The sequence below is a fragment of the Cereibacter johrii genome (assembly GCF_001720585.1).
Taxonomy (GTDB): domain Bacteria; phylum Pseudomonadota; class Alphaproteobacteria; order Rhodobacterales; family Rhodobacteraceae; genus Cereibacter_A; species Cereibacter_A johrii.
In genome coordinates this window covers 1-15,212 of record NZ_MABH01000085.1, presented here as the reverse complement: position 1 = coordinate 15,212, position 15,212 = coordinate 1, and the positions used below count along the sequence as shown (strand labels likewise).

Annotated in this window: 17 protein-coding genes; 5 read left to right on the top strand and 12 right to left on the bottom strand. The window is 69.1% G+C overall.

Features of this window, described 5'->3' with window-relative positions:
- Window positions 1-118 precede the first annotated feature (118 nt).
- From A9O63_RS06845 to A9O63_RS06790, 12 genes are all read right to left on the bottom strand, one after another.
- A complete protein-coding gene (locus tag A9O63_RS06845; protein ID WP_069331254.1) occupies window positions 119-727 on the bottom strand; it encodes a flavin reductase family protein in 609 nt (202 codons plus the stop codon).
- Complete coding sequence (locus A9O63_RS06840) at window positions 724-1,653, bottom strand: LysR family transcriptional regulator (RefSeq protein WP_069331253.1); 930 nt, start codon at window positions 1,651-1,653, stop codon at window positions 724-726. Before A9O63_RS06840 ends, A9O63_RS06845 begins: the two co-directional genes overlap by 4 nt.
- Window positions 1,650-2,291, bottom strand: coding sequence for an aspartate/glutamate racemase family protein (locus A9O63_RS06835; protein ID WP_069331252.1), 642 nt, complete (start codon window positions 2,289-2,291; stop codon window positions 1,650-1,652). The genes A9O63_RS06840 and A9O63_RS06835 overlap by 4 nt, the downstream gene beginning before the upstream one ends.
- A complete protein-coding gene (gene hydA, locus A9O63_RS06830; protein ID WP_069331251.1) occupies window positions 2,288-3,745 on the bottom strand; it encodes a dihydropyrimidinase in 1,458 nt (485 codons plus the stop codon). The genes A9O63_RS06835 and hydA overlap by 4 nt, the downstream gene beginning before the upstream one ends.
- A gap of 12 nt (window positions 3,746-3,757) precedes the next feature.
- Complete coding sequence (locus A9O63_RS06825; RefSeq protein WP_069331250.1) at window positions 3,758-4,684, bottom strand: N-carbamoyl-D-amino-acid hydrolase; 927 nt, start codon at window positions 4,682-4,684, stop codon at window positions 3,758-3,760.
- A 38-nt stretch (window positions 4,685-4,722) separates the two neighbouring features.
- Window positions 4,723-5,388: an amino acid ABC transporter permease gene (locus tag A9O63_RS06820; protein ID WP_069331249.1), complete on the bottom strand. Its 666-nt coding sequence runs from the start codon at window positions 5,386-5,388 to the stop codon at window positions 4,723-4,725.
- Window positions 5,389-5,391: 3 nt separating this feature from the next.
- Window positions 5,392-6,072, bottom strand: coding sequence for an amino acid ABC transporter permease (locus tag A9O63_RS06815; RefSeq protein WP_069331248.1), 681 nt, complete (start codon window positions 6,070-6,072; stop codon window positions 5,392-5,394).
- Window positions 6,073-6,076: 4 nt separating this feature from the next.
- Window positions 6,077-6,817 (bottom strand): amino acid ABC transporter ATP-binding protein, encoded by a 741-nt coding sequence (locus A9O63_RS06810; RefSeq protein ID WP_011339329.1) that lies wholly within the window; start codon window positions 6,815-6,817, stop codon window positions 6,077-6,079.
- Between the two features lie 70 nt (window positions 6,818-6,887).
- On the bottom strand, window positions 6,888-7,751 hold the full coding sequence (locus A9O63_RS06805; protein WP_069331247.1) for a transporter substrate-binding domain-containing protein: 864 nt from the start codon (window positions 7,749-7,751) through the stop codon (window positions 6,888-6,890).
- 556 nt (window positions 7,752-8,307) lie between these two features.
- Window positions 8,308-9,234 (bottom strand): dihydrodipicolinate synthase family protein, encoded by a 927-nt coding sequence (locus tag A9O63_RS06800; RefSeq protein ID WP_069331246.1) that lies wholly within the window; start codon window positions 9,232-9,234, stop codon window positions 8,308-8,310.
- A gap of 13 nt (window positions 9,235-9,247) precedes the next feature.
- Entirely contained in the window at window positions 9,248-10,105 is an 858-nt protein-coding gene (locus tag A9O63_RS06795; RefSeq protein WP_069331245.1) for a D-amino-acid transaminase, read from the bottom strand.
- A gap of 11 nt (window positions 10,106-10,116) precedes the next feature.
- The gene (locus A9O63_RS06790) at window positions 10,117-10,887 is read right to left on the bottom strand and encodes a LamB/YcsF family protein (protein ID WP_069331244.1); all 771 of its coding nucleotides are present in this window, start codon (window positions 10,885-10,887) and stop codon (window positions 10,117-10,119) included.
- Between the two features lie 173 nt (window positions 10,888-11,060).
- Between A9O63_RS06790 and A9O63_RS06785 the strand changes: the two genes are divergently transcribed.
- The 5 genes from A9O63_RS06785 to A9O63_RS06765 all read left to right on the top strand — a co-directional run.
- Window positions 11,061-12,044, top strand: coding sequence for a TRAP transporter substrate-binding protein (locus tag A9O63_RS06785; protein ID WP_069331243.1), 984 nt, complete (start codon window positions 11,061-11,063; stop codon window positions 12,042-12,044).
- A 97-nt stretch (window positions 12,045-12,141) separates the two neighbouring features.
- The gene (locus tag A9O63_RS06780) at window positions 12,142-12,675 is read left to right on the top strand and encodes a TRAP transporter small permease subunit (protein ID WP_080517692.1); all 534 of its coding nucleotides are present in this window, start codon (window positions 12,142-12,144) and stop codon (window positions 12,673-12,675) included.
- Between the two features lie 9 nt (window positions 12,676-12,684).
- Window positions 12,685-13,986 (top strand): TRAP transporter large permease, encoded by a 1,302-nt coding sequence (locus A9O63_RS06775; protein WP_069331242.1) that lies wholly within the window; start codon window positions 12,685-12,687, stop codon window positions 13,984-13,986.
- A gap of 56 nt (window positions 13,987-14,042) precedes the next feature.
- Entirely contained in the window at window positions 14,043-14,780 is a 738-nt protein-coding gene (gene pxpB / locus A9O63_RS06770) for a 5-oxoprolinase subunit PxpB (RefSeq protein WP_069331241.1), read from the top strand.
- The coding region (locus tag A9O63_RS06765) for a 5-oxoprolinase subunit C family protein (protein ID WP_412841973.1) at window positions 14,777-15,212 on the top strand (436 nt) is incomplete at its 3' end. The genes pxpB and A9O63_RS06765, both read left to right, overlap by 4 nt.

Below are 15,212 nucleotides of genomic sequence, written 5' to 3'. Positions count from 1 at the left end.
CGGCCGTTGACGCGCCTGCGGCGCGCAGCGCCCCCCGTCCGGCCGGATCGAGCATCCGGTCGGGCGCCGCGCGAGGCCGCATCTCCTCGCCTGCGCTTAGGCAGGGCCGATGGCGGTGCTAGATCGCGGCGGGGATCGCATGGCGGTCGATCTCGACCAGACGGGCGTAGCGGTCGGCGAAGAGCCGGGCCACCGGATAGTCGCCCTGCCAGTCCACATACCATTTCTCGGGGTCGATCAACCCGTCGCGGGCGGCCAGCCCCGTGGCCTCGCCCACGAGGATCTCGCGCTCGGCGCTGAAGGAGAGCCCGACCGTGCGGCGGCATTCGATGGCGGCGGGCGCGGCGGCCAGCCGCGGCGGGCCCACGGTCAGGGACGGGGCGAGCGCCAGCCCCAGCGCCTCGGGCTCGCTCGTGCCGGGGCCCACGGGGGCAGCGCTCGCCACCATGGGCGCCACCAGATCCTCGGTCACGATGTTCACGACGAACTCGCCCGTCTCGCGGATGTTGCGCGTCGTGTCCTTCATCGAGCCGTCCGCGCGATGTTCGAGCCCCAGCACCACGAGGGCCGGGTTCTGGCCGAAGAGGTTGAAGAAGGAGAAGGGCGCCGCATTGACCACGCCCCCGGGGCTCTGCGTCGTGACCCAGGCCACCGGGCGCGGCAGGACGATGGCGGTCAGCAGCTTGTAGCGGGTGGCGGGCGGCAGCGACCCCAGGTCGAGCATCATGCGTGGATCCTCCGGAGCGGTTCGGCGAAAATCGGTTTCAGCGTCGCGGCGAAGGCATGGGCGAGCTGGCTGCGCGGCACGCCGCGGCGGGTGAGCAGCACGACGCGGGTCATGCAGGCCGGCACGAAGGGCCGGATCGCGATGCCGGGCCGGGCGTGGTAATGGGCGGTGAAGGGATCGACCACCGCATTGCCGAGCCCGTGGTTCACGAGCTCGGCCGCGGTCGAGACGTAGCGGACCTCGATCTGGGGCAGGTAGCCCAAGCCGCTCTGCAGGAAGGCCGAGCGGACGAGGCCGCCGAGCTTCGAGTCGCCCTCGATCCCCACGAACGGATGCGCGGCAAGGTCTTCGGCCGTGACCTGCGTCTGCGCGGCAAGCGGCCCCGCCGCCTCCACGAGCGCCACCATATGCGTCTCGTGCAGCACCTCGGAATTGAGCGCCGTATAGCGGTCCATGCTGAGCGCGAGGCCCAGATCGGCGCTGCCGCTCTGCACCGCGTCGATCACATGCTCGAGGCGGCGCACGTCGAAGGCCACCGAGACGCCGGGGCGCTCGCGCAGGAACTCGACCAGCGCGCGGGGGGCGAGGGTGTGGCCGATGGGTGGGGTGCTGATGATCCGCAGCCGCCCGCTCAGCCCCTCGCGGATGTCGCGGGCGGTCTGGGTGAAGCTGCGCAGCATCGAGAACATCGGCCGGATCTCGGCGAAAAGCTCGCGCGCCTCGGCCGTGGGCATCATGCGGCGCGAGGCGCGCTCGAACAGCACGATGCCGAGCTGGGTCTCGAGCTGCTTGAGGCCGGCCGAGACCGCAGGCTGCGACACGCCCAGCATCTCGGCCGCCTCGACCGTGGTGCCGGCGCGCATCATGGCCGCAAAGATCTCGAGGAGCCGCAGCGAGATCTCGGGCGCCGTCCGCCCGCCGGTCACGCCAGCACCGCGCCCATCGCCATGCCCGCGGCGGCCAGCACCGGATCGACGACCGCGATGCCGAGGTCGCGCTCGAGCTGGGCGCGGCGGGGGGCAAAGCCCGCGCAGCCGGGCACCAGCGCACCGGCGCCCATCCGCACGAGCTCCTGCCCCACCGCCAGCGTGCAGGCATAGACCGCATCCGAGCGCCCCGCATCCTCGGCGCTGACCCCGCCCAGATCGAGCTCGCCCGCGAGCCGGCCCAGAACGCCCATGGCGCGCATCCTGCGCATGTGGCGCGCGACCGAGGCCGGCCCCAGCGCCACGATGGCGAAACGGTCGGCGCGGGCCATCGCGGTGAGGATCCCGGCCTCCTGACAGCCGAAAACCGGTTTCGCGGTGATCGAGCGGGCGAGATCGAGCCCCGGATCCGAGAAGCAGGCGATGATATAGCCGTCGGCCCCGGGGTCCTGGCGGATGCGCTCGGCGACGCCGAGGCCCGCGCGCGCCACATCCTCTTCGGTGAAGATCGTGGCCGGGCTCTCGGCGATCTCGATACAGTCGAAACGGACGGGTCCCTCGAAGGGGGCCAGCGCCTCGCGCAGCCCCTCGGTGACGGCGGTCGAGGAGTTGGGGTTGATGACGAGGATGCGCTTCACGGCCGGATCTCCGCGCCGAAGTTGAGCGCGGGGTCCAGCTCGGGCTCGACCGGCGCATTGGGATCGGGGCGGTAGGGGGCGCGCGCCACGAAGCGGCCGCGCCCGCGGGCGGCCTTCAGCTCGCCCGCCTCGACCACCGTCTCGCCGCGGCTCAGCACATGTTCAGGCCAGCCGGTGAGGCGCATCCCCTCGAAGGGCGTGTAATCCATCGCATCGTGCTGATCGGCGAGCGTGACCTCGCGCGTTTCCTCGGGGTTCCAGATCGCGATGTCAGCGTCATACCCCGGCAGCAGCGCGCCCTTGCGCTCCATCCCGAAAAGGCGCGCGGCGTTCGAGGAGGAAAGGGCCGCGAACTGCTGGAGGCTGATCCGCCCCGCCGCGACCCCTTCGGAAAAGAGATAGGGCAGGCGCATGGCGATGCCGGGCAGGCCGTTCGCGATGGCGGGGTAGGCGGGCTGCGCCCCGTTCGCGAACTTGCCGCTGGCGTCGAACCGATAGGGGGCATGGTCCGAGGACACGCTCTCGAAGGTGCCGCGCCGGGCGTGGCGCCAGAGCGCGGCCTGCGTCGCCGCATCGCGCAGGGGGGGCGAGCAGATGTATTTGGCCCCCTCCATCCCGGGCCGGTGGAGGTCGGCGCGGGTGAAGGCCAGATATTGCGGGCAGGTCTCGGCATGGATCGGAAGACCGCAGGCCTGCGCGCGGGCCACGAGATCCGCCCCCTCGGGCGTCGAGACATGCACGATGAAGAGCCCCGCCCCCACCAGCCGGGCGAGCGAGATCGCGCGGTTGATCGCCTCGGCCTCGGCCAGCGCCGGGCGCGAGATCGCGTGATATTTCGGCGCCGTGAGCCCCGCTGCGGCGAGGCGCGCGTTCATCCATTTCACCATGTCGTTGTTCTCGGCATGGACCATGGTGAGGGCGCCGTGACGGCGGGCGACGGTCAGGATGTCGAGCATCCCGCGGTCGCCGAGGTTCATCAGGTCGTAGGTCATGAAGACCTTGAACGAGGTGATGCCGCGGGCGAAGGCGCGCGGCAGCTCCTCGGTCAGGACCTTCTCGTTGGGGTCCGAGATGATGAGATGGTAGGAATAGTCGAGCACCGAATTCGGTGCCGCCCGGCTGTCGTAGGTCTCGATCACCGCATCCACCGACTGGCCGCGGTGCTGGGCCGCGAAGGGGATGAAGCTCGAGTTGCCGCCGAAGGCCGCCGAGACCGAGCCCGTGTAATAATCGTCCGCGCTCATCAGCCCCGAGGAGCTTTCCTGCGCGATATGGGCGTGCGCCTCGATGCCGCCGGGCAGGACGAGCCGCCCGGTGGCGTCGATCCGGCGCGCGCCGCCGGGCAGCCGCTCGGCCAGAGCCGCGATCCGGCCCCCCACGAGGCCCAGATCGCCCTGCCAGCTTTCGGTCGGCGTGACGATGGTGCCGCCGTGGATGACCGTATCGAACTCCATGCCGCCTTCTCCTCAGACCGGGACGATCACGCCGGTCTGCCGGCCGATGCGCTGATAATGCTCGATCCGCCGGTGGCGGGCGAAGTCGAAGACGGTGGCCTTGCCGAAGGGGCAGCGGTCGAAGTCGCATTCGGCGAAGATCAGCTCGTCGCCCTCGGTCTCGGCGCGGGCGATCACCTCGCCGTCGGGATCGACGATGATCGAGCCGCCCATCAGGTGATGCCCGTCCTCGGTGCCGGCCTTGGCCACGCCCACGACATAGGTCGAGTTCTGGTAGGCCCCGGCCTGCATCGACAGATCCGAGTGGAACAGCCGCTGGCGCAGCCCCTCGGCACCCTTCTGGCTGTTCACGGACGGCGTGTTGTAGCCGATGGTCACGAGTTCCACGCCCTGCAGCCCCAGCTCGCGATAGGTTTCCGGCCAGCGGCGATCGTTGCAGATCGCCATGCCCATGACCACGCCCTCGTTGCGCCAGACGTTGAAGCCGAGGTCGCCCGGCTCGAAATAGCGCTTCTCGAGATGCTGGTGGGTGCGCTCGGGGTCGAACTCCACATGGCCGGGCAGATGGATCTTGCGGTAGGTGCCCACGATGTTGGCCTGCGCATCGGTCAGGATCGAGGTGTTGAAATGGTGCCCGTCGGGCGTCAGCTCGGCAAAGCCGAAGGTGAAGGCCATGCCCATCTCGCGCGCCAGATCGAACAGGGGCTGCGTGGCCCCGTTCGGCATCTCGCTCTCGAACCAGCGGTCCATCTCGGCGCGGTCCTCGGCATACCAGCGCGGGAAGAAGGTGGTGAGGGCAAGCTCGGGGTAGACGAGCATCTTCACGCCCTCGGCATGGGCCTTGCGCATCAGCTCCATCATCCGGGCCACCACCGTCTCGCGGCTGTCGGCCTGCTGGATCGGCCCCATCTGGGCCCCGCCAACGATCATCTTGCGCATCTGTCTCTTCCCTGAAGGTAAGTGGTGAAAGGGGGTGCTCAGGCCGCGAGGCGGCGCTGGTAGCGACTGACGAGCCGCACCAGCGGCCAGAGCAGCAGGAGATAGACCAGCGCCGCGAGCACGAGCGGCGAGGCATTGTAGGTGAGCGACCGGGCCATGTTCGCCGAGTAGAGAAGTTCGGCCAGCGACACGACCGAGGCGAGCGAGGTGAGCTTGACCACCTCGACCGTGTTCGACAGCAGGTCCGGCAGCACGTTGCGCACCGCCTGCGGCAGCACCACATGGGCGAGCGTCTGGCCGGTGGTCAGCCCGCAGGCGCGCGCGGCCTCGGTTTGGCCTGCGGGCACCGACTGGATGCCCGCGCGGTAGATCTCGGCATAGTAGGCCGAGTTGTTGAGGAAGAAGGCCACCGCCACCGCCGCGAAGGGCGAGATGGCGAGCCCCGCGAAGGGCAGGCCCGAATAGATGAAGATCAGGAGCACCAGGGGCGGCAGCGCGCGCAGGAAATCGATCACCGCGAAGGCGGGCCAGCGCAGCCAGCGCCGGTGCGAGAGGGCGCCGAGCGCGAGGAAGAGCCCGCCCACCAGCCCGAGCGCGATGACGGCCGCGCAGAGCTTCACCGTCATCCAGAGCCCCTGCATCAGCAGCGGCAGCGTCTGGGCCATGACCTCGAGATTGAAGAACAGGCGGATGAAGTCCTGCATGGCTCAGACCTTCCAGGCGAAGCGCCGCTCGAGCAGGCGCGTCAGCACCACGAGCGGGAGGAACACGATCACATAGGCGATGGCGCCCATGGTCAGCGGTGCGGCCGAGCCGGTGAAGCTCTGGGCGGTCGAGGCCACGGACAGGATCTCGGAGACGCCGATGACCGAGCCGAGCGCGGTCATCTTCGAGATGGCGAGCACGCGGTTCACAAGCGGCGGCAGCGCGAGGCGCGCGGCCTGCGGCAGGGCGATCTGGACCAGCGTCTGGGTGAAGCCGAGCCCCGTGGCGCGCCCCGCCTCCCACTGGCCCTTGGGCACCGAGGTCAGGCCCGCCCAGAAGATCTCTTCGGCGAAGGCCGCAAGCACCGTGCCCAGAACGAGGATCAGCACGAGCGGCCCCGGCATCCGCAGCCCGAGGCCCGGCAGCCCGAAATACATGATGAGGATCAGCACCAGCGGCGGCAGCGCGCGGCCCATGTCGGCGAAGCAGATGATGAAGAAACTCGCGATGCGCCAGCCGTAGGCGCGCAGGCAGGCCAGCGCGAGGCCGAGGCTCAGCCCGAGGGCGATCACCGCCCCGGCGAGCCAGATCGTCGTCCAGACGCCCGCCAGCATGTCGGGCAGGTAGCGGGCGAAGATGCGCGCGTTGAAGAAGGTGGCAAGGAACCGGTCGAGCCCGTCCATGGCGTCAGGCCCGCACGCGCGAGAGGAAGGCCTGCGTCCGCTCGGCCTTCGGGTTGGCGAAGATCTCCTCGGGCGGGCCTTCCTCGACCACGAGGCCGCCGTCCATGAACACGACCCGGTCGGCCGCCTCGCGGGCGAAGCCCATCTCGTGGCTCACGACCAGCATGGTCATGCCGCTGTCCTTGAGATCCTTCATCACGGCAAGGACCGAGCCCACGAGCTCGGGATCGAGCGCCGAGGTGGGTTCGTCGAAGAGCATGACCTTGGGATCGAGCGCGAGGGCGCGGGCGATGGCCACGCGCTGCTGCTGGCCGCCCGAGAGCTGGGTGGGCATGGTCTCGGCCCGATGACGCAGGCCCACGCGGTCGAGCATGGCCAGGGCGCGCTCGCGGGCCTCGTCCTTCGACCGTTTCAGCGCCTTGATCTGGGCGAGCATCACATTCGCCACGACCGTCATGTGCGGATAGAGGTGGAAGCCCTGAAACACCATGCCCACCTCGAGCCGCATCCGGTTCAGCGCCGAGGAGGAGCATCCGACGATGTCCTTGCCGTCGATGAGGATCGCACCCGAGGTCGGCTCCTCCAGCCGGTTGCAGCAGCGCAGCATGGTGGACTTGCCCGATCCCGAGGGGCCGATGACGAAGACCATCTCGCCGGTCGCGACCCGCAGGTTGATGTCGCGCAGGACCTTGAGCTCTCCGAAGGTTTTCTCGAGCGCGACGATTTCGAGCATGGGTCGGGACATGCGGGCTCCGATGGGATGGGGTGGGGCGCCGCCCCGTCCGCCGGGGACGGGGCGGCGGGCAGGGCAGGGATCAGGAGAAGTCGCAGGAGGGCTCGTGGGCATCTTCCTGATAGCCGGGGAACCCCGGCACGCCGAAGCCCGGCGTCGGCGTCACGATGGTGGTGCCGGCCGCGGGCGTCACGCCGAACCATTTCTCGGAGAGGGCCGCGAGCGAGCCGTCGGTCTTCAGGCATTCGAGCACGAGATCGACGCGGTTGCGGGTCGCCGCATCGTCCAGCCGGAAGGCCAGCCCCCAGACGAGGCCGGTCTGGATCTCGTAGGAAAGATCCACCGCCGGGTTCTGGAGCGCGGCCCAGGCCGCCACGGTCGCGCCCGACAGGTTCGCATCCGCGCGCCCGGTGGCCACCGCCTCGACGGCATCGGTGTTGGTGCCGAAGGGCACGACGGTCCAGCCATATTCGGCGGCATGTTCGTCGAGATAGGTGTGATAGGCCGAGCCCCGGTTGACCGAGATCGTCATCCCCTTGAAGGCCTCGATCCCGTCCCGCTTCTCCGAGCCCGCGGGCACGACGAAGGCGAAGTTCGTGTCCATGAAGCCCTCGGTGAAGAGCAGGTTCTCGGACCGCTCCTGGTTCACCGTGACCGGGGCCACGAGAAAGTCGTAGGTGCCCGCCTGCAGCGCCGGGATGAGGCCGGAGAATTGTGCCGCATCGACCGTCACCTCGGATCCCAGACGTTCACCGATGAGCTGGGCCAGATCGACGTTGAAGCCTTCGACACCGCCCGAGAGTTTCGGCATGGCATGGGGGGCGAAGGTGCCGTCGAGCGCCACGCGATAGCTGTCGCGGATCTCGGCCACCTGGGATTGGGCGGGCAGCGTGGTCGCGGCCATGAAGGCAAGCGCCACAAGCCCCCCGAAGCGGGGGTTGGTCATGGGATCTCCTGTTGATGGGGCGGAATGTTCTTCGGTTCTGTCGCCGTGACCCATCCTGACCACAGGCAGCCCCGCCGCATCAATATAAATGAGGGCTCTCTTGATTGTTGTAATATAACCTCTGTTTATAGTGCCGGTTTTTTCGGCAGTCCCTCCGCCAGGGCGCGGCCGATGCCGCACGGACCGGCAGCTTCTGCTTGGGGCAAGGGGCGCGGCTCCCGGTCCGGTCCCGCGGAAGCGCCGTTCTTCCGGCGCGGCAGCCTTGGACAAGGGTGGGGCGCAGCCTCGGTCGGCCCGCATCCCGCTTCGCGGCGCCTCCTGCTCCGGCCCTCGAGTCGGGCCCACAGGAACGGGTCTTTCGTGGGTGGCGGCCTCGAACGGGGCGGGGTCGCGGCCTCCTCCGGTTCCAACGGGCGCACGACTCTCCTGCACAGGCACGCCCAGGTCTGGCCCCCGAAATGCAATCACCCCCGGCGCGTCCGCCGAGGGTGACCTTGAACGGGGCGGGGAGCGCGCCCCGTGAAACCGCGGTGGGAGGAGCCGCGGTCTTCCGCAATCAGCCTTTCAGCCGCGCCTCGAGACGGGCCATCAGCCGGTCGGTCTCGGCCGCGTCGATGGCCGACATCTTCGGTCCCGGCGCGCGGGTGGCGGCCGAGGCGATGGCGCCGCGCTTCATCAGCACATATTTGCGCACCGCAAGCCCGAAGCCCGGCTGTTGCTCATGGCGCAGGATCGGGATGTAGCGGTCGAAGAGATCCTCGGCCTCGTCCACGCGGCCCGCGTGATGCAGCGCCACCGTCTGGACCAGCGCCTCGGGATAGGCAAAGCCCGTCATGGCGCCGTCGGCGCCCCGCTGCAGCTCCTGCGGCAGGTAGAGCCCGCCATTGCCGCAGAGGATCGAGAGCCGGGCGACGCCGGGGGCCTCTTCCTGCTTGCGCAGCTGGGTGATCTTGGTCAGCCCCGGCCAATCCTCGTGCTTGAGCATGACGATCTGGTCACGCTCCTGCGAGAGGCGGCGGATGAGGGCGGGCGAGACCGGCAGGCCCGTGGCCAGCGGGAAGTCCTGGAAGCAGACCGGCACCTCGGGCCCGAGCGCCTCGCAGACGGCATGGAAATAGACCTCGATCCGGTCCTCGCGGGCCGGGCCGGCCGAGGGGGCCACCATGACCCCGGCCGCGCCCTCGTCCATCGCGTAGGAGGCCAGATCGGTGAGATTGGCAAGGCCCGCGTCCGAGACGCCCACCACCACCGGCAGGTCGCCCGTGCGCGCGAGCACGGTGTCGATCACCGCGCGGCGCTCGTCGCCGGTCATCTTGTTCGCCTCGCCCATCATGCCGAGGATGGTGAGACCGGTCACGCCGTGGCCGATGTAGAAATCGACGAGGCGGCGGAGGCTGTCGTGGTCGATGTCGCCCTGATCCGTGAAGGGGGTCGCGGCGATGATATAGACGCCGCGCGTGTCGCGGTTGATCCGTTCGGCCATGGTCTCTCTCTCCTCAGATTGCCGATGCGCGGCGGGTCTCGATGTAGAAGCGCCGCAGGTCGCGGGTCAGCGCGCCGGGCTTGCCGTCGCCCACGGTCGCGCCGTCGATGGCCACCACGGGCACCACGAAGTTGGTGGCCGAGGTGATGAAGGCTTCGCGCGCGGCGCGCGCCTCGTCCGGGGTGAAGGCGCGTTCCTCGACGCGCACGTCATGCGCCGCGGCCAGTTCCAGCACCGAGGCGCGGGTGATGCCGGGCAGGAGCGCGTGCGAGAGGTCTCGGGTGACGAGCACGCCCTCGGCGGTCACGATATGCGAGGTGGCAGCGCTGCCCTCGGTCACGAACCCGTCCTCGACGAGCCAGGCATCGTCGGCGCCGCGGGCCTTGGCCTCCATCTTCGCCATGCAGGGATAGAGAAGCTGCACCGTCTTGATGTCGCGCCGACCCCAGCGCAGGTCGGGCAGCAGCGCCACGCGGATCCCCGCCTCGGCCGCGGCATTCTCGAGCACGTTCTTGGCTTGCGTGAACATCACGAGCGTCGGCGGCGTGCCGGCGGGCGGATAGACGAAATCGCGCTCGGCCACGCCGCGGGTGAGCTGGAGATAGATCAGCCCCTGATCGAGCGCGTTGCGCGCCACGATCTCGCGATGGACCGCGAGGAGTTCCGCCTCGGTCAGCGGCAGGGCCATGCCCAGCTCCTGCGCCGACCGCTGCAGCCGCGCGGCATGGCCCGCATAATCGACGAGCTTGCCGTCGAGCACGCAGGTTACCTCGTAGATGCCGTCCGCCATGAGGAAGCCGCGGTCGAAGACCGAGACCTTGGCCTCCGATTCGGGCAGCCAGGCTCCGTTGAGATAGAGGGTGCGGGTCATGGTCGGATCCTTCAGGCTTGGGCGAACGGCGCGATGGCGATGCCGTTCTCTTCGAGGGCGCTGCGCAGGCGGCGGGCGATGGCGACCGCGCCCGCGGTATCGCCATGGATGCAGAGCGTGTCGGGGCTGACCGGCAGCCGCTTGCCGCCCGTCGTGGGAATGTGGCCGTTCACCACCATCTCGAGCACCTGCGCGAGGCTCTGCTCGGGGTCGTGGATCACCGCGCCGGGCTGGCTGCGCGGGGTAAGCTCGCCCGCATCCGTATAGCTGCGGTCGGCATAGATCTCGCAGGCGACCCGGAGGCCCGCCTTCTCGGCGGCGCGGAAGGTCTCGGAATAGGGCAGCGTCACGAAGATGAGGCCCGGATCGACCGCCCGGATCGCACGGACGCAGAGCGCGGCGAGGTCGGGATCCACGGCCGCCATGTTGCCGAGCGCGCCATGGGTCTTCACATGGGTCATCGGATGGCCCTCGAGCGCGGCCATGCCCTGCATCGCCACGATCTGGAAGATGAGCTGCGTCTCGAGATCCTCGGGCCGCTCGCCCGAGATGCGCCGCCGGCCGAATCCGTAGAGATCGGCGAAGGAGGGATGGGCGCCGACCGAGACGCCCTTCTCCTTCGCCATGCGGATCGTCCGGCGCATCACGACCGGGTCGCCTGCATGGAATCCGCAGGCGATATTGGCCGAGGTCACCAGCTCCAGCATGCCTGCGTCGTCGCCGATCACATAGGCGCCGAAGCTCTCGCCCATGTCGCAGTTGAGATCGATCCTTTTCACCATTCCCAGCCCTGTCCTGCGAAGTTTTTCAGCATTTTCCGAGATTTCGGATGTTTCTTTCGGCGGTCCGGCCCGGAGGATTGACAGATCGCGCCGGGCCGCTTCATAAATGGGATACAGTTGGTATACTGAAATCTCAAGAACAATCCAACCAAGCAATCCTGGGAAGGGAGATCATGAAACAGGGAAGTATCGCTGCCACTGCCGCTTTTGCCGTCTCGGTCGCCGCCACGTCGGCCTGGGCCGAAACCAAATGGGACATGTCCATCGTCTGGCCGGAAGGCAATTTCCACACCCAGAACGCCATGGCCTTCGCGGATGCGGTGAAGGAAGCGACTGACGGCGAGGTGGTCATCACGGTCCATTCCGGCGGCGCGCTCGGGATCAAGGGTCCGGAAGGCATGGCCGCGGTGCGCGACGGGCTGGTGCCGATCGCCGAGATCCTGCTCAACCAGCAGGTGGGCGAGGCCCCGGTCCTCGGGATCGAGACGCTGCCCTTCCTCGCGCCGACGATGGCGGACCTCGCGCTTCTGCACAAGTTCTACCGCCCGAAGCTCGACGAGGTCGCGGCCGGGATGAACCAGAAGATCCTCTACATGGTGCCGTGGCCGGGGCAGGCCGTCTTCGCGCCGAACGCGATCAACACGGTCGAGGACCTCAAGGGCCTCACGATCCGCGTGGTCGATTCGAACGGCAACGACTTCTTCGGCGCGCTCGGCGCCACGCCCATCCAGATGCCCTGGGGCGAGGTCGTGCCGTCGCTCGCGGCAGGCACCATCAAGGGCGTAACGACCTCCTCCTCGTCGGGCGTGGACGGTGCCTTCTGGGAATTCACCAAATACATGAGCACCTTCAACTGGCAGGCCTCGTCGAACATCATGTCGGTGAACCTCGATGCCTGGAACGCGCTGCCGCTCGAGACCCAGCAGAAGATCGAGGAAACCGCCGCCAGCCTCGAGGGCCAGTTCTGGCTGAACAGCCGCGCCGAGGACGACAAGAAGATCGCCACCCTGAAGGAGAACGGTGTCGAGGTCTCGGCCCCGTCGCCCGAACTGTCGGCCGCGCTGCTCGAGAAGGCGCTGCCGCTCTGGGATGCCTACAAGGCCCGGGTGCCCGAGGCGGCGCCGATCATCGACGCCTATCTGACCCTGCGCAACTGACGGGACAGGGATGCGGCGGGGCGAAGGCCCCGCCCGCATTCCACCCTTCCGGCTCCGCGACGCGGCGCCTCCTTCCCCTCGTCGACCGTTGAGCTCCATGACCCCACTTGCTCCAACCCGCTTCCGCAGGACGCTCGCCGTGATCGACGGCGTGACCGATCTGGGCGGCTATCTCGCGGCCCTGTGCCTTCTCGGTATCCTCGTCCTCGTGGCCGCCGAGATCTTCTCGCGCAACCTTCTCGCCTATTCGATCCATTTCTCGTGGGATCTGGCGGGTTACTTCATGGGAACCTGCTTCCTTCTGGCCAGCGGCAGCGCGCTCAAGGGCGGCAGCCATGTCCGCGTGACGGCCCTGCTCGAATCGATGCCCCGCGCGGTGGGCCGCACGCTCGAGTTCGCGGCCTGCCTCGTGGGCCTTGCCATCTGCGCCTACATGAGCTGGGCCCTGATCGAGATGGCCTGGCTCTCGGCGCAGCGGGGCTCGACCGCCGCCACCTCGTTCCGCGTCCCGCTCGTCTACCCGCAGGCGGCCCTTGCGACGGGCGCCGCGATCCTCACCCTGCAGTGCCTCGCCCAGATCCTGCGCCTCGTGCGCGGCGAGGAACTCTCCGTCGGCCCCGGTCTGGAATAGGAGCCGTCCATGGGAAAAGTCATCGCCACCCTGCTCGGCCTTCTCACCCTGCTTCTGGGCAGCGGCCTCTGGATCGGCCTCGGGCTCATCGGCACCGGCGCGGGTCTGCTCGCGCTCTTCCGGCCGAACATGCCCGGGCTCAAGCTTCTCGCCCAGCAGACCTACAACGTCGTCGTCTCGCCCGAGCTGCTCGCGCTGCCGCTCTTCATCCTGATGGCCGAGATCCTCTTCCGCACGAAGATCTCCGAGGCGCTGTTCACCGGCCTCTCGCCCTGGCTGCGCCGGGTGCCGGGGCGGCTGTCGCACCTGACCGTGCTCGGCTGCACCATGTTCGCCTCGGTCTGCGGCTCGTCGGCCGCGACCACCGCCACCGTGGGGCGCATCACCGCCAAGGAGCTGATCGACCGCGGCTACAACCGCGACCTCGTGACGGGCAGCCTCGCCGGGGCGGGGACGCTCGGCTTCCTGATCCCGCCCTCGACCATCATGATCATCTACGGGGTGATGGCCGAGGAATCGATCCTGCGGCTCTTCATCGCCGGCATCGTGCCGGGGCTGATGCTGGCGGCCTCCTACATGGGCTATCTCGCGATCCGCTCGTGGCTCAACCCCGCGCTCGTGGGCGCGACGCCGCCCCGCACCAGCTTCCGCGAGAAGATGGTGGCGCTGAAGGATCTGGGGCCGCTCCTTCTCCTCATCGCGGGCGTCATCGGCTCGATGTACGGCGGGATCGCCTCGCCGACCGAGGCCGCCACCGTGGGCGTGGTCGTGTCGATGATCATCGGCTTCGCGCAGCGCACGCTGACGCTGGGGGGCCTTCTGGTCGCCGCGCGTCAGGCGGCCGAAAGCTGCGCCATGATCGGCCTCATCATGATCGGGGCGATGTTCCTGTCGACCGTGATCGGCTATCTCGGCGTGCCGCGCTACATCGCGACCGAGATCCAGAGCTGGGGCATGTCGCCCCTGATGCTCGTGGTGGTGCTGCTGATCTTCTACGTCCTGCTCGGCACGGTCATGGAGGGGCTCGGCATCATCGTGATGACGCTGCCGATCACGCTGCCGCTGGCCGTTGCCGCGGGCTACGACAAGGTGTGGTTCGGCATCTTCCTCGTGATCGTGGTCGAGATGGCCCAGATCACGCCGCCGGTGGGCTTCAACCTCACGGTGATCCAGCGGCTGACGGGGGACAGCATGGGACGCATCACGCGCGCCACGATGCCCTTCTTCTTCATCATGGCGGCCTTCGTGCTGCTCATCGCGGTCTTCCCGGGCATCATCGGCTTCCTGCCGGACCTGATGCGCGGCAACTGACAGAGGTCCGCAGCCCCGACGGCTGCGGATCATCCCGAAACGAGTATGATCCCGTGATGACGACCCCCAGCCTTCTTCCCTGCGGCGACAGCGCCCTGACCGTCCAGATCGGCGAAAGCGTCGATGCCGAGGCCAATGCCCGCATCATCGCGCTTGCGGCGGCTGTCGAGCAGGCGGCGCGCTCCGGCGACCTCGCGGGCGTCCTCGACATCGTGCCGACCTACCGCTCGCTTCTCGTGCGCTACGACCCCGAGCGGATCCGCGCGAAGGACCTCGGCCCCCGGCTTCTCGAGATCGCCGCCCGGCCGCTCGAGGCGGCGGCGGCCGGACGTCTCTGGCGGATCCCCTGCCTCTACGGCGGCGAGGTGGGGCAGGATCTTCAGGAGATGGCCCGCATGAAGGGCCTCTCGCCCGAAGAGCTGATCGCGCTTCATTCCGGGACCGATTACCGCGTCTTCATGATCGGCTTCGCGCCGGGCTTCGCCTATCTCGGCGGTCAGCCCGAGATCCTGCACACGCCCCGCCTGCCGAAGCCGCGCCAGAACATCCCGCGCGGCGCCGTCGGCATCGGCGGCCAGCAGGGCAACATCAATTCGGTCGCCGGGCCCTCGGGCTGGCGCTTCCTCGGCTGGACGCCGGTGCGCAGCTTCGATCCCGCCCGCGCCGAGCCCTTCCTGTTCCGCGCAGGCGACCATATCCGCTTCCATCCCGTCGGACCCGAGGAGGCGCGCGCGCTCGAGGCGCGCAGTGCCGCGGGCGAGATGATCGTGACTCCCGAAGAGATCCGCGCATGAGCCTCGAGATCCTGACCGCAGGCCCCATGCTGACCGTGCAGGACGCGGGCCGCTTCGGCCTGCGCCACATGGGCGTTTCGCCCGCGGGCCCCATCGACCGGGCCGCCATGGCGCTCGCCAATGCGCTCGTGGGCAATGCGCCCGGCGCCGCGGCGCTGGAATTCGCAGGCCCCGCGGGCAGCTTCCGCTGCGACCGGCCGGTGCGCTTCGCGGTGGCGGGCGCCGATTGCCCGATCCGCATCGACAAGCGCGTGGTGCTGGCGGGCGAGAGCCACCGGCTGAACCCGGGCGAAACCCTCACCGTGGGCGTGCCCGAGGGCACGGTCTGGGCCTATCTGGCCTTCTCCGGCGCCATCGCCACGCCCGAGGTGCTGGGCTCGCGCGCGACGCACCTCCGCTCGGGCCTCGGCGGCCCCGAGGGGCGGGCGCTGG